Below are 20117 nucleotides of genomic sequence, written 5' to 3'. Positions count from 1 at the left end.
CGTTGGGTTAAAAGATCAACAACCTCATGTTTGACATAACTTGGATGTCGGTTATCAACAATGGCTCCGGTAACTTTATTAATAATACCAATATCGGATTCAGTTTCACGAAGAAAAAGGACGCCTGCATCCGAACTGACCTCACCGCCGTCAAAGTCAACTTCAACCTTTTTGCTAGAAATTTCTGTAAAAAGCATCAGTTGTTTAGTATATATTCTTCCATAGCTGTTTCTCGAACTTTGTTATTATTTTTGTTATTGCTTAACTAAATATAAAACAATACCTTGTAAATGAAAACAGCTTTTTTTATGAATTATCTAGGTTTAATTATTAATGAAAAAGTTTATCCCGTCGTTTTTCGTCCTTTACCACTATTCATATCAACAGAACTCAGCAGTAGATCAGGTAAAGAATCCAAAAAATTATTTCTCAAATCCTTCATTTTATCTAAACTAATGTGATACTAAGTGACTAAGAGTTCAAAAGTTATATCACAAGCTCCCGGAAGAGTTTGTCTCTTTGGTGAACACCAGGATTATTTGGAATTACCGGTTATTGCTGCCGCAATTAGCAAATACCTTTGGATAACCGCCGAGAAAAACAATGCTGAGTTTTTTAGAATCCATATGCCAGATATTTGTCAGTCCAGGGAAATTTGGATTCATGAGCCTTTTCATGCGCTACAAAAGCGAGATTATTTCGGATCGATGTTGCGGGTGCTCAAACGATATGGATGTATTCCTAGTTGTGGATACGACATAGAAATTCGTGGTGAGATACCAATAAGCGCGGGCGCCTCAAGTTCCAGCGCTTTGACGGTTGCATGGGGACAGCTTTTGTTAAAATTATTTGGTGCTGATGTGCCAATAGATTCTGATCTGCTAGCTCGTGCTGCATTTACAGCAGAAGTCAAAGAGCACGGAGAACCTGGAGGACTGATGGATCAATTCACCATAAGTAAGGGAAATGTTATCCATATCCAGACATATGGTAATTATAAAATTGAATTCTTAACCAAAGAGTTAGACGGATTGATTGTTGGTGATTCCAAAGTGGAGAAAAAGACACTCCAGGTATTGGCCGGAACAAAGGAAAAGGTATTTGGAGCCATGGAAATCTTAAAAAGAAAAAATCCAGGAATTCAATTATCGCATATAACACCTGAATCTATGATGCAATATCTAAAAGAACTACCTGATACTATCTCCGGATATTTCAAAGCTGCTGTCTTAAACCATTTTTTTACCAAACAGGCACTATTTGAATTTCGAAAAAAGAAAATTAACTTGGCAAAAATCGGTAAGCTAATGAACCAGCATCACGAAATTCTTCGCGATCTGCTAAAGATTACAGTTCCAAAAATAGATAAAATGATAGAAGTTGTACTTTCTAATGGCGCACTTGGCGCTAAAATCAATGGTTCGGGTGGCGGCGGAACTATCGTGGTACTTGCACCTGGAAAAGAAGATCATGTGATTGAAGCGTTAAGGGATGTAGGAGCGGCTGGATTTTCCGTTAAAGTTGACCCGGGAGCGAGAATTGTTTAATGATTGGATAGCATCCGAGAACCACAAAAAATATTATTTTCGAATGTTTTCAGGTTATCCGAGAACCCCAAAACTGTCACCCCCGAGTGCTTTAATCGGAGGTCTATTTTCATTAGTTAAGCACAAAATGGACTCTGATTAAAGCTTGCAGGAGTGACAAGACCGGTTCTCGGACTGCCTGATTTTAATCGGGGATCTATGGGCCTGATATAACAAGATTCCCGATAATCCCGCCCCAGGCGGGACGGGAATGACAGTTTTAAAACAAAGACAAAGTGGTGGGGTTGTTATGCAGTTAATTCCTGTGTAAGAAGTTAAGTTTCTCTTGCGAGTCAGTAAATATCTTATAACTTTGAGATGTTATCAAGAAACTCTATAAAATAACTTATTAGCTGATAAGCTTAAAGTAATTACAATAAGTAAGGAGAAATAGATATGGGTGATAAGGGAAAAAAAGATAAAGGCAGAAGGGAGCAACAAAAAAAGGCCAAGCTTAAGCCAAAGGAAAAACGAAAATTGAAAAGAGACAAGAATAAATAAATGCGTAGTGCTGTCCGGTGACCTTAAATCAAGCACGGAAGTTGTGTGCCAGTTGCTAGAAGAGACAATTCAAACCGGCCGGCGGCCTAACGAATAAGCGTTGCAGTTGACGTGGGCTGGCACGCGTTGCGGAAGTCGATTGCTCCGATAACGGTTTTTGGTTGTTCCAGCGTTGTTGGTTTTGGGTACGCTCACGCAACTGAACTTGGACGTTTTGCTTGAATAAAATGGCCACCTTTTTTTGGTTGGCAAGCTGTTAATAGTAGTTGCATCTTCCTGATTGTTTCCCTTTGTTCCCACCTCCTGCCTCAAGTTCCGACAGCAGTTGCATGAAGCTGCTATGTGAATATTCTCAAAGTGAAGATGATATGATCAGGCCTTATTGGCATTTCCCGAGCTTTTCTATTTGCCGGTGTACCGACTCTGGTGGTGAGTTTGTGGAATGTGGACGATAAGGCAACCGCAATCATAATGAGGGACTTTTATAAGTATATGAAAGCGGGTTTTAACAAGAAACATGCCTTGCGGAGGGCGAAAGTCGATTACCTCAAGGCTCCTAAGGGCAGCCCATATTATTATTTTAAATCAGGGATTGGCAGCCGCTGGATCTAACTGCCCGTCCTGCCCTTAATACCTGGTTAATCGGTATTGTGACCTTTTTAGTATTAGCAACGACTTTGATCATTAAGAGGATGTCTTTTTTTTGTTAATTAAACTAACACTAGGGAGTAACGCAGTATTTTAGCTTAACGCGATTCGAACTAAGAATCTGACGTATACTTTGCGCGGAGAAATGTCATGAGCATTATGCTATTTCCAAAACATAAACTTGTGGCGGTCAATAGTTGCATCTTCCTGATTGCTTTTTTTTGTTCCCACCTCCTGCCTCAAGTTCCACAGCAGTTGCATGAACGCTATGTGAATATTCTCAAACTAATGAGTGAAGATGAATATGATCAGGCTATTATTGAATTTCAACAGCTAATCTCCGAGCATCCTGATTTCCATAAAGCTTACAAAAAGATTGCAGAGGTCTATTTCTTCACAAATAATCTCGAAGCGGGCCAGAACTACTTTGAAAATTTGCTCACAGAGAATCCCAAAAATCCTTATGCGTTATATGCATTGGCCAAAATTGACTTCAAAAGACAAGACTACGAACATGCAATAGAAAAATTTAAAAAATCTATCGAACTTGATGCAAAATTTGCCGACGCATACAAGTATCCTGGCGGACTGCCAGAGGTTTACAGAACAAAAGAGGATTTAAATTCGGCGATTCAATACTTTGGTGAACTCATTCAAGCAGATCCGAAAAATGCCTGTGCTTATTACGGTTTGGCCAATATCCATATAAGAAAGTATGAATGGGATGAAGCATTACGAATACTTACGAAGTCAATCGAACTTGATCCGGAGCTCACTCTGGCATACCAATCAATGATTTACAGTCTTTTTCGCACGGCTAGATATGACAAAGTTCTCGCAACTAGCGAAGAGTTGCTTAAAGTAGCAGATAGAATTGACGACATTGAAGCTATTTCGTATGCAACCATGATGATTGGCAATGCTTATTTAGTTCAAGGGGATTATTTTAAAGCTTTGTATCATCTCAATGAGGCTTTAAAGCACGCGCAAGAGATCGGATCCAAAAGTAGAGAGGCGACATGTTTACAAAACATTGCAGCTGTTTATGCTATGTCCGCAAATTTCCCAAAAGCCCTGAAATATTTTATAGAAGCATTACAATTAGCAAAAAAAACCGGCAATAAGTTTAGTGAAGTTCAAATGTTAAATAATATTGGCAATGTTTACAAAGATCAGGGGGGAAAGCCCCAGCAAGCTCTAAAATATTATCGAGAGGCCCTGGAAAGTGCAAAGAAAAACAAATTAAAGTATGAAGAAAGTCTTGTTCTTTCCAACATGGCTGAGGTATATCAAAAAAGAAGTGATTACGATAAAGCTATAGCATATCAAAATAATGCGTTAAGAATCGCCAAAGAAATTGGAGACAAGTATCTGGAGGGTTATATTCTAAGAAATCTTGGTACACTGAATCAAGATTTAGGAAATGATTCAGCGGCGGTCAATTATCTGTATGAAGCACTTGAAATTGGCATTGAAACCAAAGATGTGCAAATCATTTGGGAAACCCAGGCAGGACTCGGTTCATGCTATGAAAAACAAGGTGACTTGCAAAGAGCCATCACTCATTATGTAAATGCTATTGCCATATATGATTCTGTCAGAAACAGCCTGGACATAGAGTCCCTACGAAACAATTATTTAGAGGACAAATATGAAGCCTATCCATCTATCGTTCAACTTTTAGCCCATAGTGGAAAATATAAAGACGCATTTATTTATGCCGAAAAATATAAGGCTAAAACGATGCTGGGCATCCTATCGCAAGGCCGAAACCTTTTCAGTGAGTTGCTTTCAGACACACTGAAAGCGCAGTTGCAGCAAATCACATCCCAACATGAATCCGCACATACAGAACTTTCTAAAGAACTTTCAAAAACTGCAAGAAACAAAGACAAAATTTTTTCGTTAGATCAAAAAATCACGGATTTGGAACTAAAAAAAGTCGCCATCATGGAAGATTTTAAAAATAAGCACCGCACGTACTATCAGCTTACATCTCCTGAAATATTGGGGCTTGATGACCTCCAGCACCGAATTTTGGATGATGGCCAAGCTGTCGTTGAATATATTTTGGGGCCAGAAAAAATGTCTGTTTTTGTGATTACCATCGATACCTTAGTTTACTCCCAAGTGGCTGTAGATCGAGAAGGACTCCAGACAATGTTAGCTGATCTGAGCCCCATTTTTGGATTTCAAAACTCCGGTGAACAAGCCCGCGAACAAACCTTTACCCCACAACCGGCCGATTTTTCTATCTTCTCTGCCCATGCTCTGTATGAAGTCCTTATCAAACCGGTCGAGAAATGGCTGCAAGATACTAAAGAACTGATCATCGTGCCAGATGACATCCTATTCTATTTGCCTTTTGAAATGTTGGTGTTCGATACTACCGGCGTTGAAAGCCCTTACGACTACGAGAACGCCAAATTCTTGTTGGAAAAATTTGATGTTTCCTATGTCTCTTCTGCAAGTCTATTGGAACCGGGTTTGCAGACACTGAGAAAACCCAACAAAGGAATTCTGGCTATGGGCAATCCTGATTTTGGCCCACAACCGGTTGAACCAGAGCAAGGGGAACTTTTGGCCTCGAAAGAGTCCATTACTGGTGGCAGGGTTAAAAGGGAAAGTCTGTTCTCATTACCAGACTCAGAAACAGAGGTCAAAGCCATTGGTAGAGTGTTACGTGGCTTAAGCAATAATATCTTTACTGGCAATCGAGCCACAGAAGAAAATTTCAAGCTCAAAGCCACGGATTATCGCATCCTACATCTCGCGACCCACTTCGTGCCTAATGATAACCAGCCTCTCTATTCAAAAATCGTGTTAACTCAGAATGACAAGTCGGAAGAGGACGGCTATCTACAAACTTATGAAGTATTTAATATGAATTTGAACGCCGATTTGGTGGTTCTAAGCGCCTGTAATACGGCATTAGGCAAACCTCGAAAAGGCGAAGGCCTTATTGGCATTTCCCGAGCTTTTCTATTTGCCGGTGTACCGAGTCTGGTGGTGAGTTTGTGGAATGTGGACGATAAGGCAACCGCAATCATAATGAGGGACTTTTATAAGTACATGAAATCGGGTTTTAACAAGAAGCATGCCTTGCGGAGGGCGAAAGTCGATTACCTCAGAGCTTCTAAAGGCAGCCCTTATTATTGGGCGCCATTTATTTTAATCGGGGATTGGCAGCCGCTGGATCTAACTACACGTCCTGCCCTTACCCTTAATACCTGGTTAATCGGTATTGTGACCTTATTGGTAATAGCTACGACTTTGATCATTAAGAGGAAGTCTCTTTTTCGTTAATTACATTTTATTCATTAAACTTACCTTAGGGAGGTAACTATGGAAAAGAAACAACAAAACTTATTTAGTAGTGGAAAGGGGAAACTCCTAATTGGAGTTGCGGTTGTGGCTGTCATTTTTATTGGGTATTTTTCGTATAAGGGCCCCACACCATCTGATGAGTATTTTTCGGGAACCAGTCGCGGAGACGTTCGTGGAGTTGAAAAAGCAAAAAAATATCAGGCTGAACAGATGAACTATCAGGATGTGCTACTGAAAAATCCAGAGCTTCAGAACTTGCTGCAAAGTGACAAGGTTCAGGAGTTGCTAAAGAATTCCGATTTCCGTAAGTTAATGGCTGACAGTCGTTATGCGGTGGCTTGGAGCAACATCCTGGCCGATGATAAAACTCGTGAGTTGATGGCAGATAGCCGGTACGCGGTGGCATGGAGCGACTTGCTGGCCAATGATAAATCTCGTGAAATGATGGCCGATAGCCGTTACGCGATGGCGTGGAGTAATCTGCTGGCGGACGACAAGTTTCGTAATTTGATGGCAGATAGCCGTTACGCGGTGGCATGGAGCGACTTGCGATCCGATGAGAACCTGCGTCAACAGATTGCAGAATCCAAGTTTACAGAGCTGACGGCCGATAGCCGCTACGCTGTAGCATGGAGTAACTTGCTGGAGAACCAGGATTTTAGCCAGCTGCTAAATGATACCAATTTTCGTAAGTTAATGGCTGATAGTCGTTATGCGGTGGCTTGGAGCAACATGCTGGCCGATGATAACCTTCGTGAGTTGATGGCGGATAGCCGGTATGCATTGGCATGGAGCAATTTGCTGGCCAATGATAAATATCGTGAACTGATGGCCGATTCCCGCTATGCAGTGGCATGGAGTAATGTGCTAGCCAACCAAGACTATGCGAAACTGATGGCCGATAGCCGTTACGCGGTGGCCTGGAGCAATTTGTTGAAGAACGATGAGTTTCAAACACTGATGGCAGAAGAAGGGTTGAGAGAGCTGACAGCAAAGTAGAGTTTTGTTTATTGCCAGAATAAAATTTGTATTGTGCATCCTTTGCAAATACAGAATAAGTAGATTTCCTTGATAAAGGAGATGCCATAGTCAGAACTATGGTATCTCCTTATTTGTATTAGACATACCCTGTCAACACAGATTTTTGGATATCCCCCAATAGAGGTTTGTGAAATTTATTTCTCATCATTGATCTGCTAGAATAGAACAAAATTCTAATCTTATGAATTACGAGACAAGAAGAACTTTATCCAGTCACAAATTATTCGCAATTTTACAGATAATGCTCTTTTTATCTTCGTCTGTACTTTATGCTCAATTAAATTCACTACAAACAAAAAACTTAAGGCTAATCTACTACACAAAAGCACACGAATACATAGTGCCTCACTTAGCCCGTTGTTTTGAAAATGCTTTAAACTTCCACAGCAATCTCTTTAATTACACACCTTCCGAGAAAGTTACTGTCCTGCTGCAAGATTTTGGTGATTATGGAAATGCCGGAGCAAAACCTCTTCCCAACAATCTCATTCATGTTGGAATTGCACCCTTCAGCTATGCATTTGGGACCATGCCCTCCAATGAAAGAATGAATTGGATGATGAATCATGAGTTAGTTCATATTGTTGTCGGCGACAAGGCTGCCGGGGCGGACAATTTTTTTCGTTCACTTTTCTTAGGAAAGGTTGCTCCTACCGCAGAGAACCCTATGTCCATTCTTTATAGTTATTTGACTACTCCGCGCTGGTATTCTCCACGTTGGTATCATGAAGGGATTGCGGTTTTCCTGGAGACCTGGATGGCCGGCGGATTGGGTCGTGCGCTTAGCGCATATGATGAAATGGTGTTCAGAACCATGGTTCGCGACCGCAGTTACATTTATGACGTCGTCGGCTTGGAATCGGAGGGAACGACGATTGATTTTCAGGTAGGTGCAAACTCTTATCTTTATGGAACCCGTTTCATGAGTTATCTTTCGAATCAATATGGACCGGAAAAACTATTAAAATGGGTTTCCCGTGAACCTGGTAGTAAAAGATATTTTGCTGCGCAATTTAAGCATGTCTATGGAGTTTCACTGGATGAAGAATGGTCTCGATGGATCGCGTGGGAACATCAATGGCAACAGGCAAATCTTGATTCAATTCGATTGCATCCCACGACTCCTTTTCTTCCAATATCGCGCAGAGCCCTGGGTTCGGTATCTCGTGCATATTACGATTCAGCAGAAAGGAAAATCTACGCAGCAATAAACTATCCAGGACAAATTGCTCATATCGCTTCCATCGATATCGAATCTGGTGCGATTGAAAAGTTATGTAATATAAAGGGATCTGCTATATATGATGTAGCCTCATTGGCCTACGATAGATCCAGCGGTACCTTATTCTATACAACCGATAATAATCGCTGGCGAGATTTGAATGCTTTGGACATTAAAACACGCAAATCGAAGAGACTCATAAAAAATGCGAGAACGGGAGACCTGGCATTTAATGAAGCAGACAAATCAATTTGGGGTGTACGGCACTTTAATGGAATATCTACACTGGTACGCATTCCTTATCCATATAAGAAGTGGAATCAAATCTACACCTTTCCTTATGGAAGGGATATTTTTGATATAGATATCTCGCCGGATGGTTCAACTATTACAGCAGCCCTGGTTGAAGTTAGTGGCAGACAAAAACTCATTAAAATGCATGTAGAAAAACTACTGAATGGGGATGCCGCCAACGACGAACCCCCTTATGAGGTTATTTTTGATTTTGAAAACAGTTCACCCGCCGGCTTTGTTTTTTCGCAAGATGGCAAACACCTCTACGGCTCCTCTTATTACAGCGGTGTCTCTAATATTTATCGTTACGACTTTGAAACCGACGCTATGGAAATATTGAGCAATTGCGAAACCGGTTTATTTAGGCCCGTCCCTATCTCAAGTGTTGGACTGATCGCATTTCGATATACCGGAAAAGGATTTGTCCCGGTCGCAGTGCCAATTCAGCCGCCGGAGCATGTTAGCGCCATTAGATTCTTGGGAAACGAAATAGCCAAAAATCATCCCATTGTTAAAAGTTGGACGCTTAAATCGCCTGCACTAATTAACATCGATTCACTTACTACTTCGTCTGGTAATTATAGTACAATAAGAAATATAGAACTTACTTCTGCCTACCCAATTGTTGAGGGGTTCAAAGATTTTGCCGCTGTTGGGATTCGCCTTGATTTCTCTGATCGACTCGGATTATCCGGCTTTGATATTACTACTTCGTATTCCCCTGATACCGATCTGCCTGAAGAAGAAAGGATACACGTAGGGATTAATTTACAACACTTGCAGTTGAAATTAATGGCAACCTATAATGGTGCCGATTTCTATGATTTGTTTGGTCCAACTAAAACAAGTCGCAGAGGCTATTCTGTAGGGCTGCAATATAAAAAAACATTACTATACGATCAACCCAAAGCTATGGATCTGAGTCTTCGTATAAGTGGTTATGGGAATTTAGAAACGTTACCAGATTTTCAGAATGTAGTAGCAACATTTGATAAGTTGTTGTCTATCAATTTAAAGTTGAATTATCAATATCAACAGTCATCTCTTGGGGCCGTCGATTATGATAAGGGTCTTAAATGGCAGATTATAACCCACAATAATTTTGTTAATAAAAAGAACTTCCCACGTATATACACGAACTTCGATTATGGCATCCCGCTTCCGATTAATTATACTTCAATCTGGGTGAGAACCTCTGTTGGCTATTCTTTTGGAGACAGAGATGATCCTTTTGCGAATTTCTTTTTTGGTGGCTTTGGGAACAACTGGGCTGATTATTTATCCATAAAACGTTATAGAGAATATTATAGCTTTCCAGGTGTGGAACTCAATGCCATTGGCGCTAAAAATTATGGCAAAGTGATACTTGAATGGAATTTGCCTCCAATTAGATTTCGTCGTTTTGGTTTTCCAGCTCTCTACTTTAATTGGACACGAATTTCAGTTTTTTCGATGGGTATTAGGACAAATTTTGATCGCAAAGAGGGTAGCAGAACGCTTATTAACCTTGGTGGGCAGTTAGATTTTAGACTAGTCTTGTTTTCACATTTTAGATCAACGTTCTCACTTGGATATGCTTTTGCTTTTGAGAGGGATGAAAGCGTTTCAAAGGAATTTATGATTTCATTGAAGATACTTTGATTGAGTTAAGTAAAATGGCCGTCGGCTTAATTAGTGGTCTGTTTCATAAATTCAGTGACGTATTTTTAAACGGAGCCTAGAAGCTGTAGTCATTTGTTTATCTCAATTACCCCTTCTAACCTCCCCTTATCAAGGGGAGGAATTTCCCCTCCTTGTTTAAGGAGGGGGTAGGGGAGATTTAATAATATTGATAAGTACAATTTTAATAGGTTACAGTAATTATGTTTTTTATATACTTAGTTACTGCTTTAATAACGATCGATTAGTGGTAACTTCCTCAGAATTCCGGCAGATTATTTTGAATGAAAAATAATATAATAATTGGGAAATCCATCTCCCATACGCTCCGGGGAGATATAGGAAGAAGTGCCATTGCAAAAGGTGTGCTTGAGCCTTTTGCGGTAAAGAACTGGTAGCACTTACACTCAGCCGTGCTCGGTTTTGACGAAAACTCAGAGAAAAAACGATTACCTAACTTTGCGTGCAGGCGACGCTTACTCATTTGCGTTTTTTAAGGTTTCGTGATTGGGCAAGCCTTGATTTCCTTAGTTTAGCTATTTCAGTGGAAAAATTCCGCGTGTCTGGCTCCCACGTTATGTAAAACGCACGGGTTCGAGTCCCGTCACCCGCTCTAAGGATAGGCTGTTTTTACGTGCTATGAAATTATGTTATTAATGCTAGAATGAACCGTACTATCATCAGTCGTATTGTTGGGAATGTTGGAATACTTAAACGGGAAAGTTAAATCAATTCACCGAAAGATAATCTTGTTTGAGGCTCTTAGTGCTAATACACTCAATCACACCTCAACTCTCAACACTTCCAACGGCGGACGATCAACTACCCCCTTACTGTTTAGCATTCCCAGTAAAATTGTCAATCCGATCACAACAATTGCGATGATAATAAGCGGTAAGAAAGAGGGTAGAAATGGCGCATTGAATACAAACTTGGTCAATGCCCAGCTCCCTGCCAAAGATAATAGTAGTCCTGTAATAACAGCCAACGAGCCCAGGTAGAAATACTCCAGCACTGTAATTTTGATGATCTGCGATTTGCTGGCACCCAAGGTACGGAGTAAAACACTTTCTTGAATTCGTTGATAGCGGCCTGTACTGACGGCCCCAAGAAGAACGGTTAATCCCGTAAAAATACTGAATGAAGCCATAAACCGGATCACAAAACCAATCTTGCTTAAAACGGAATCCAGTGTAGATAAAATCAAGGCAAGATCGATAACGGAAATATTGGGAAAGGCTTGCACAAGAGCTCGCTGGAAATCAGCTGATTTCTGAGGATCTTCCACACGAGTTACCAGTGCATGAATTTGTGGAGCATCTTCGAGGACACCGGTAGGAAATATAATGAAAAAATTTGTTCGAATGCGACGCCAATCCACTTTTCTAACACTGCCGACAACTGTCCGAATTGGCACTCCCTGCACATCGAAAACAATTTCATCTCCCAGGTTTACTTCCAGATCCTCTGCAATATCCGCTTCCAAAGAAACAAAGATAGTATCAGAAGGATCCTCAACGATTCCACGAAATTGACCCTCTAATAAAGTCTCGGCATCAGTAAGGCGATCTCGGTAGGTGGAACGGAATTCACGTCGTAATGCCCATTTCGAAATTGTCGAAGTCGAATCGTTGCGAATCTCTTCGTAGGTCCTGCCCTTTACTTCTGCAATTCGCATAGTCACTATCGGAGTAATCTCTACAATGGTCAACCCATTTGATCGTACCAGATCTTCAAGATCTTTAATTTGGTCGGTCTGGATATCCCACAACACCATATTGGGTTTATTGCCGGAACTGGTTAATTCGACTTCATTTATAAGGGTATCATGGATAAGGAAAAGGGTGGAAATTAAAAAAGTTCCAAGCCCTAATGACAAAATCATTGTTAATGTTTGGTTATTGGGTCGATATAAATTGGCAAAACTTTGGCGCCAAACATAACGCCAGGATTTTGGAAAATATTTCCGAGTGAGTTTCATAACAAGTTTCGATAATCCAACCAGTAATCCAAATGCAACAAATAAAGCGACTGCAAAGCCAACGCCAACGTAGAATTCTTTTGTATTTAAAATACTAAAAGCAGTGATTGCAATCGCAATCGTTGCATAGATCCAAAAACGCAGCCAATCTTTTCGCACAGGGTTTGTTTCTTCAAATGAAGAACGCAAGGTTAGAAGAGGAGATATCTTACGAACGGAAATAAGTGGAATGAGTGCAAATAGCATTGCCATTCCGAATCCAATCGTAACTCCTTGTAAAACTGCTGCCAGAGAGATCTTAAATTCAATGTCAACAGGTATTAAGTTTCCGAAAATTTTTGGTAAAATCGTCTGAATAAAAACGCCTAGAAATGTGCCGATCATTGCACCTACTAATCCCATTGAGCCGGCTTGAATTAAGTAAATTAAGAAAGACTGCTTTGTACTTGCACCCAGGCAGCGGAGAATAGCGATAGTATCCAACTTTTGTCTGATATAAACGTTAACTGCACTTACAACCCCGATACAGCCCAATAACAAAGCTATAAAACCGATTAAATTAAGGAATTGGTAAAAGTTTTTAAATGCCTGGCCAAGATTTTCTTTGCGGGATTCTACGGTTTCGCTTCTTAACCTGTATTTGGTGAGTTGAGGTTGAATTGTGTCGATTAATTGTTCGATGTCTGTTTCATTCGCAAATTTAAAGAATATTTGATAGTAAGCTAAACTGCCTGGCTGAATAAGCCGGGTTTTTTCCAGATATTCCATTGGAATATAAACACGCGGGGCAAAAATTGAGTTTAAGGCAGCCTCCCCGGGAATTTTAATTAATGCACCTGCAACCTGAAATGTAAATGCACCAATCTGCACGGAATCACCGACTGTTATGTCAAATTGCAGCATTAAGGCTTCTTCCAGTAAGGCGCTTGTGCTATATCTAAAATTAGTGGCTGCTTCCGGAGGAACCGTCTCGAAGCTGCCATAATAAGGGAAATCACCCTTAAGTGATCGGACCCTGACTAACCGCGTGCCACCATTCTTGGGAAAATAGATCATGGAAGTGAAACTGGTGATTTTAGATTGATCACCACCGAGAGAATCCAAAAGCTGAATTTCCTGTTCTGTAAATGCATGTTGGCTATTGATAAGCAAATCCGCCCCAAGCAGATCTTTTGATTGGTCATTGACAGCCTGCTCTACATTTTTACTGAGGGAAGTGATGGCAACAAGTGCGGCAATTCCAAGGATGATCGAAGACATAAACAAAAATAGGCGCTTGCGGTGGGTCCGACTGTCCCGCCAGGCCATTTTCCATATCCAGTATTTGTTATTTGGAGAATTCATAAACTCAAAAGAAAATCGGTTTGTTAAAACTAAAAATGAGTTGTCTGCTCCTGAATTATCTCATCCGAAGCCAGGGAGCCACCTTTCAAATGAATGTTTCGTTGCGCTCTTTTCGCCAGCTCCAGGTTATGAGTAACCAATACTAAGGTAGTGCCAATTTCCTGGTTAAGGTGGAACATTAAATTTGAAATATTTTCGCTGGTTTCGGTATCCAGATTTCCGGTTGGTTCATCTGCAAAAAGAATCTTTGGACGGTTAATAAACGCTCTGGCAATAGCCACTCTTTGCTGCTCTCCGCCCGATAATTGAACCGGGTAATGATTCAATCGATCTCCCAGTTCAACTTGGTTCAATAAATCCGCAGCCTGGTCATATACATGGTTCTCCCCTCGCAATTCGAGAGGAACCATAACATTTTCGATGGCAGAAAGAGTTGGGATCAATTGAAAATTTTGAAAAATGAAACCGACAAATTGATTGCGCATTTTTGCACGTTCATCTTCGCTAAGTTCCTCTAATAAAACTCCATGTAGTTTTATTGAACCGGAAGTAGGCTGGTCTAAACCTGCACAAAGTCCGATCAAAGTGGTTTTCCCGCTTCCGGAAGGTCCGACAATCGCAGTTGTTGATCCAGCCGAAATCTCCAACGAAATATCATTTAAAACCGTTAAAGTACGTTCTCCACTTTGATATGATTTGGTTAAGTTTTGAACTTGTAGAATCATATCCATAAGGTATTTGAAATAATTATTCTAAAGGATTTTATGAGTTAAATGTAAATATAAAAAATTATTTTGCAATAAATAACGTTAATTGTTATTAATAGTTGCAAACAAAGGATTAAAACCTGGTGTTTAGGAAAGTAAAAAAAATAATAGCAGTTAGCATTTTCATTTTTGGATGTTCGGTAATCTTATGCGATGAATGTGATGCCCAGCGTAAAACAATTTTGTTTTTAGGTAATAGTCTGTCGGCTGGCTACGGATTGGAACCCTCCCAGGCCTTTCCCTCTTTGATTCAACAGAAAATTGATACACTTGGATGGAAATTCAAAGTGGTTAATGCCGGATTAAGCGGTGACACATCGGCCGGTGGATTGCGCAGGATCCAATGGCTATTTCGCCAATCCATCGATGTATTAGTGCTTGAACTTGGAGGAAACGATGGGCTCAGAGGTATTTCTCTTGATGAAACCAGGAAAAATTTGCAGGCAATTATCGACAAAACCAAAATAAAATACCCTATGGCAAGAGTTTTAATTGCTGGCATGAAGGTGCCACCGAATATGGGTGAGCGATATAGCCATAAATTTCAAGCACTTTTTACTGAGTTAGCGAAAAATAATAAAGCCGAATTAATCCCTTTTTTATTAAAAGATGTGGGGGGGATTACTGAATTGAATCTTCCGGATCGCATTCATCCAACGATAGAAGGGCATAAGATCGTAGCGGAAAATGTATGGAAAGAACTCAAACCTATTTTGGTTGAATTAAACGGATTGAAACCAGATCAGGTCGATGCTAAAAATAAGAAATAAAAATTAGATAAATATACAATTATTTAATAATAATTTATTGTTTTTCTTATAATTAAGCAAAAATCAATATAGAGGAATAATGCCTGAAAACTTTCTTATTTATGGATCAAACGGATATACCGGAAATTTAATTGTACAATTAGCTGCAGAGCAGGGATTAGACCCGGTATTGGCAGGCAGAAGCATAGAAAAAATTTCTATTCAAGCCAGAGGATTTGGTTTTGAGCATAATGCATTTTCATTAGAAATGACCGAGGCATTGCATCAAGCCCTTGAATATGTAGATGTCGTACTTCATTGTGCCGGTCCTTTTGCTCATACCTCTAAACAGATGGTTGATGCATGTATCCAAACCAAAACTCATTACATTGATATAACAGGAGAAGCGGCAGTTTTTGAGGCAATAGCTGCCCGGGACGAAGAGGCAAAAGAAACTGGTGTGATGTTACTCCCAGGAGTTGGTTTTGATGTGGTACCAACGGATTGTATGGCTTCATATCTCAAAAATTCCTTACCTGAAGCCAATCGCTTGACCATGGCTCTATATAACTCGGGTGGGCTTCATCTTTCGCGAGGTACTGCCACTACCATGGTAGAGAACATAAACCAAGGTGGCTTGATTAGAAAAGATGGCATTTTGACCAAAGTCCCGGCAGCCTGGAAAAGCAAGATGATCGATTTTGGACAAGGGCCGCAATTAACAGTGACCATACCATGGGGGGATGTGTCAACAGCTTATTATACAACCGGAATTCCAAATATTGAAGTCTACGCGGCAGTTTCTAATTCGGTTCATCGTGGTATGAAAGCAACCCGGCTTTTAGGATGGTTGTTGAGCGCTGCACCACTTCAATATTTAATGAAGAGACGAATCGAATCAGGCCCTCCCGGGCCAACTGATGAATTTCGTAAAAATGGTCGTTCGTTTATCTGGGGTCAGGTAGAAGATGAAGAGGGGAATACGATCATTTCCAGGCTGGAAACTCCTGAAGCTTATACCTTAACAGCAATGACCGCCTTGTCCGCAGTACGAAGAATCTTCGAGGGTCAGGTTAAGCCAGGATTTCAAACGCCGTCTCTTGTATTTGGCTCCGACTTTATTCTGGAATATGCCGGGGTGGTATGGGAAGATGTAGAAACGTGAAACGTAAGACGGCAGACGTGAAACTAAAAAAACTTTAAAACTTATAAATCAGATCTTATTGTAATTTCATATAGTTAACTTTCTTGCTGAATGTCATTTCGAGGAGTTTACGACGAGAAATCTTAATGATCCAGTTCTAAATATGACATGATTTGAGACAAGATTTCTCCTTGCTTTGTTTTATAGAAATGGTCATTCTATTAATTTTTCAAAGTCTCTTATAACCACAAATAAAGTACTTTATGAAGTTTAAAGCTCTCGTCGTCAGAGAAACATCAGATCATCAATTTTTGCGTGGAATTGAAGAAAAAGATATCCATGATCTTCCTCCCGGGGAGGTTTTGATTCAAGTTAAATATTCTTCACTGAACTATAAAGATGCTCTTTCTGCCATTGGCAATAAAGGGGTTACAAAAAAATATCCTCATACACCCGGTGTCGACGCCGCTGGAATCGTAACAGAAGGTGATGGACAGAAGTTCCGAATTGGTGATGAAGTAATCGTTACGGGTTATGAATTAGGCAGCAATACGGATGGTGGATACGGAGAATATATTCGAGTACCCGTTGATTGGGTCGTAAAAAAACCCAACAAACTGTCTTTAAAAGAGTGTATGAGTTATGGGACAGCCGGATTTACAGCGGGCCAATGCTTGTTCAATTTTGAGAAGGTGGATATTGTCCCTGAAAATGGCGAGATATTGGTAACCGGGGCAACGGGCGGTGTAGGTTGCCTGGCTGTTGCGATACTCTCAAAATCAGGTTACAATGTTGTAGCGGCGACGGGAAAACTCGATCAAAAAGGATTTCTCGAACAATTGGGCGCAAAACAGTTAATTCACCGCGATGAAATATTGGATAAAAGTAAGGACCCATTGTTAAAATCTCGCTGGGCCGGTGTGGTAGATACAGTCGGCGGCAATTACCTGGCATCTGCGCTAAAAGCTACCAAACATCGCGGGGCAGTTGCAGTTTGTGGGTTAGTGGCTTCGCATGAGTTAAATACTACGGTATTTCCATTTATACTGCGTGGTGTTAAGCTTCTTGGCATCGATTCAGCCTGGTGCCCGATGGAAAGCCGGCTGAAAATTTGGGACCACCTGGCTGGAGATTGGAAAATTAATTCGTTTGATGAAATAGTCCAGGAATGCACGTTAGAACAATTGGACGATCAGATCGATCTGATCCTGAAAGGAAAGGTTCGTGGCAGAATCGTTGTAAAACACCAGCTTTGATTTGATACGCCACTTTTTTATTGATCTCCCAGCGAATGATAATTTGTTACCATTCGCCATTTTCTTCCGTATCTTCATTTTTGTTTCATCGATCATAATTATTTATTGTTGGAGTGCTAATGTTTAAGAATTATATACTGATCGCAATTCGAAATCTACAGCGGCACAAAAGTTATTCTTTCATCAATATTTTTGGTTTGGCTATTGGAATGGCATGCTGTTTATTGATTTTTCTTTATGTTCAGGATGAGTTTAGCTATGATAAATATCATACAAATTCGGATAATATTTATCGGTTAGCCCTTGAAGGGTACGCTTCGAATACCAGCCAAAAAATCAATACAGCCCGTTCAGGATCACCCTGGGGACCGGTTTTAGTAAAAGACTATCCGGGTGTTTTGAATGCTGTGCGATTTAAAACACCTTTGAGCAGATGGCTTATAACTTATGAGGGCAAGAAATTTTATGAAAAAGGATTTTATTTTGCCGATGCATCTGTATTTGAAGTGTTTGATTTTGAACTGATCCATGGCAATCCTGCTACAGCTTTGACAGCTCCAAATACTGTGGTTATCAGCGAAGCAATGGCCAAGAAATATTTTGGAAATAATGATCCCGTCGGTAAAGTAATCTCGGCTGATTTGGTGTATGATTTCACTATCACAGGTATTGTAAAAAATACACCGCGAAACTCACACATAAAATTTGATTTCCTCGGCTCTTTTGCGACACTCGAAGGCCCGGCAAACAAGCAGGGCGCTTTTATTTATGGCGGTAATCTCTCGGATATGAGTAATTTTGCTTTGAATATTGATGTTTATACTTACCTGCAATTAGATGAGAATTATACTGTTTCTGAATTTGAAGCAATGATGCCCGGTTTTTTAAATAAGTATTTAGGCGATATCATTAAAAACCTTGGCATCAAATTACAGCCGTATCTACAACCATTGGAGGAAATCCATTTACGCTCTAATCTCGACGCTGAAATTGCAGCGAACAGCGATATTAGCTACGTCTATATTTTTTCAGCAATCTCACTTTTTATCTTGTTGATCGCTTGCGTCAATTTTATGAACCTCGCAACTGCCCGTTCTGCTAATCGAGCCAAGGAAGTAGGCCTGAGAAAAGTTGTCGGCTCCGATCGAAAGCAAATCATTATACAATTTTTAGGCGAGTGCATTTTCCTTTCGTTTCTATCATTAGTACTGGCTATTGGATTATTGTACCTTCTGTTGCCGATTTTTAACACAATAGCTATGAAAGAGTTACATCTCAGTTTTTCTTTTTTATTTATTTTGGGATTAACCGGGCTTGTATTACTGGTCGGTGTTGTTGCTGGCAGCTATCCTGCTTTCTTTTTGTCGGCTTTTCGGCCGGCAACGGTGCTTAAGGGATCCCTAAAAGCCGGCGCTTCCAATAGTCGTCTTAGACAATTTCTAGTGGTTGTCCAGTTTACACTATCAATACTGTTTATCATCGGCACTGGCATTGTATATAGTCAATTAGAATATATTCAGGATAAACGTTTAGGATTTGATAAAGAGCAGGTCATTGTAATCCCAATGGTTGATCCGCCAACTCGTTTTAATTATATGGCCTATAAAAGTGAATTATTTCAAAATTCCAATGTTTCGTTTGTCTCGGCTTCAAACAGCGTACCTGGAGGATTAATTAGCATTAACCTGATTCATCCAGAAGGTATTCCGGCAGGTGACAATATTTCCATCGAGCAACTTATTATCGAACATGATTTTATCAAAACGCTCGGGATAGAAATAGTCCAAGGAAGGGATTTTTCGATTTCATTTGCAACCGATACGATGGAGGCATTCATCATTAACGAAACGGCAGTTCAACAACTCGGTTGGAGCGATTCTCCGCTTGATAAACGAATTCAAATGGGTAATTTTAAAAAAGGAAGAGTCATTGGTGTTGTAAAAGATTTTCATGTTCGTTCCCTGCATCAGAGAATCGAACCGTTACTTATTCATCTAGCGCCAAGTCCCGATCCTTTTATCAATCTTATTATTCGAATCAATCCTGAAAATATTGCCTCTACCTTAATTTTCATTGAAGAAAAATGGCACAAAGTTTATCCAAATCATCCCTTTGAGTACTCTTTTTTAGATGAAGATTTTGATGAATTGTACCGTTCGGAAATCCAGCGCGGTAAAGTATTTATTGCTTTTTCCACCCTGGCTATATTGATAGCCTGTCTTGGTTTGTTAGGATTAGCTGCATTTACCGCCGAACAACGCACCAAAGAAATTGGCATACGCAGGGTTATGGGAGCGTCCATCGGAAGCATAGTCGGGCTGTTGTCTCTCGAATTTGTCAAATTAATACTCGTTGCGAATGTGATCGCCTGGCCGCTGGCATTTCTAATCATGCGCAAATGGTTGGATAATTTTGCCTATCAAACCAATATTGGCATTGATACTTTTATTTTATCCGGATTGATTTCTCTTGTCATTGCGCTCTTGACTGTAAGTTACCAATCCTTTAAAGCTGCGCTGGCAAATCCAGTTGAGGCATTGAAGTATGAATAATTATTTGCTAAAACTAGAAACAAACTTTCTATCAAATTGAAGTTTG

12 protein-coding genes are annotated in these 20117 nt (G+C 40.2%); 9 read left to right on the top strand and 3 right to left on the bottom strand.

The window, feature by feature from the left end; genetic code table 11:
* On the bottom strand, positions 1–197 hold a 197-nt coding region (locus IIC38_07435; protein ID MCH8125777.1), incomplete at its 3' end, for a transposase.
* Positions 198–467: 270 nt separating this feature from the next.
* On the opposite strand from IIC38_07435, the gene IIC38_07430 reads away from it, so the two are divergent.
* The 5 genes from IIC38_07430 (at position 468) to IIC38_07410 (ending at position 10260) form a co-directional block, all read left to right on the top strand.
* On the top strand, positions 468–1547 hold the full coding sequence (locus IIC38_07430; GenBank protein ID MCH8125776.1) for a galactokinase: 1080 nt from the start codon (positions 468–470) through the stop codon (positions 1545–1547).
* Positions 1548–2468: 921 nt separating this feature from the next.
* Positions 2469–2699 (top strand): CHAT domain-containing protein, encoded by a 231-nt coding sequence (locus IIC38_07425; GenBank protein MCH8125775.1) that lies wholly within the window; start codon positions 2469–2471, stop codon positions 2697–2699.
* Positions 2700–2885: 186 nt separating this feature from the next.
* Positions 2886–6041, top strand: a complete 3156-nt coding sequence (locus tag IIC38_07420; protein MCH8125774.1) for a CHAT domain-containing protein — start codon at positions 2886–2888, stop codon at positions 6039–6041.
* A gap of 39 nt (positions 6042–6080) precedes the next feature.
* The gene (locus IIC38_07415; protein ID MCH8125773.1) at positions 6081–7061 is read left to right on the top strand and encodes a hypothetical protein; all 981 of its coding nucleotides are present in this window, start codon (positions 6081–6083) and stop codon (positions 7059–7061) included.
* Positions 7062–7443: 382 nt separating this feature from the next.
* Positions 7444–10260 carry a hypothetical protein gene (locus IIC38_07410; GenBank protein MCH8125772.1) on the top strand — a complete coding sequence of 939 codons (2817 nt, stop codon included), beginning with the start codon at positions 7444–7446 and terminating at the stop codon, positions 10258–10260.
* 799 nt (positions 10261–11059) lie between these two features.
* Here the strand turns inward: IIC38_07410 and IIC38_07405 are convergent.
* Both IIC38_07405 and IIC38_07400 read right to left on the bottom strand, forming a co-directional pair.
* A complete protein-coding gene (locus IIC38_07405) occupies positions 11060–13567 on the bottom strand; it encodes an ABC transporter permease (GenBank protein MCH8125771.1) in 2508 nt (835 codons plus the stop codon).
* 65 nt (positions 13568–13632) lie between these two features.
* A complete protein-coding gene (locus IIC38_07400) occupies positions 13633–14334 on the bottom strand; it encodes an ABC transporter ATP-binding protein (GenBank protein MCH8125770.1) in 702 nt (233 codons plus the stop codon).
* A gap of 116 nt (positions 14335–14450) precedes the next feature.
* On the opposite strand from IIC38_07400, the gene IIC38_07395 reads away from it, so the two are divergent.
* From IIC38_07395 to IIC38_07380, 4 genes are all read left to right on the top strand, one after another.
* Complete coding sequence (locus IIC38_07395; protein MCH8125769.1) at positions 14451–15140, top strand: arylesterase; 690 nt, start codon at positions 14451–14453, stop codon at positions 15138–15140.
* Positions 15141–15219: 79 nt separating this feature from the next.
* Positions 15220–16284, top strand: coding sequence for a saccharopine dehydrogenase NADP-binding domain-containing protein (locus tag IIC38_07390; protein MCH8125768.1), 1065 nt, complete (start codon positions 15220–15222; stop codon positions 16282–16284).
* A gap of 242 nt (positions 16285–16526) precedes the next feature.
* Complete coding sequence (locus IIC38_07385; protein ID MCH8125767.1) at positions 16527–17519, top strand: YhdH/YhfP family quinone oxidoreductase; 993 nt, start codon at positions 16527–16529, stop codon at positions 17517–17519.
* A 119-nt stretch (positions 17520–17638) separates the two neighbouring features.
* On the top strand, positions 17639–20071 hold the full coding sequence (locus IIC38_07380) for an ABC transporter permease (GenBank protein MCH8125766.1): 2433 nt from the start codon (positions 17639–17641) through the stop codon (positions 20069–20071).
* Positions 20072–20117 lie beyond the last annotated feature (46 nt).

The sequence above is a fragment of the candidate division KSB1 bacterium genome, assembly GCA_022566355.1.
Taxonomy (GTDB): Bacteria; Zhuqueibacterota; JdFR-76; order JdFR-76; family DREG01; genus JADFJB01.
Note: the sequence above shows the minus strand (reverse complement) of the source record. Positions and strands in the feature narration are given on the sequence as shown.

Bases quoted from the DNA above. Each gene is read 5' to 3' on its own strand.
- IIC38_07420 (MCH8125774.1), top strand. From the start codon at position 2,886: ATGAGCATTATGCTATTTCCAAAACATAAACTTGTGGCGGTCAATAGT.
- IIC38_07415 (MCH8125773.1), top strand. From the start codon at position 6,081: ATGGAAAAGAAACAACAAAACTTATTTAGTAGTGGAAAGGGGAAACTC.
- IIC38_07405 (MCH8125771.1), bottom strand. From the start codon at position 13,567: ATGGCCTGGCGGGACAGTCGGACCCACCGCAAGCGCCTATTTTTGTTT.
- IIC38_07400 (MCH8125770.1), bottom strand. From the start codon at position 14,334: ATGGATATGATTCTACAAGTTCAAAACTTAACCAAATCATATCAAAGT.
- IIC38_07390 (MCH8125768.1), top strand. From the start codon at position 15,220: ATGCCTGAAAACTTTCTTATTTATGGATCAAACGGATATACCGGAAAT.
- IIC38_07385 (MCH8125767.1), top strand. From the start codon at position 16,527: ATGAAGTTTAAAGCTCTCGTCGTCAGAGAAACATCAGATCATCAATTT.
- IIC38_07380 (MCH8125766.1), top strand. From the start codon at position 17,639: ATGTTTAAGAATTATATACTGATCGCAATTCGAAATCTACAGCGGCAC.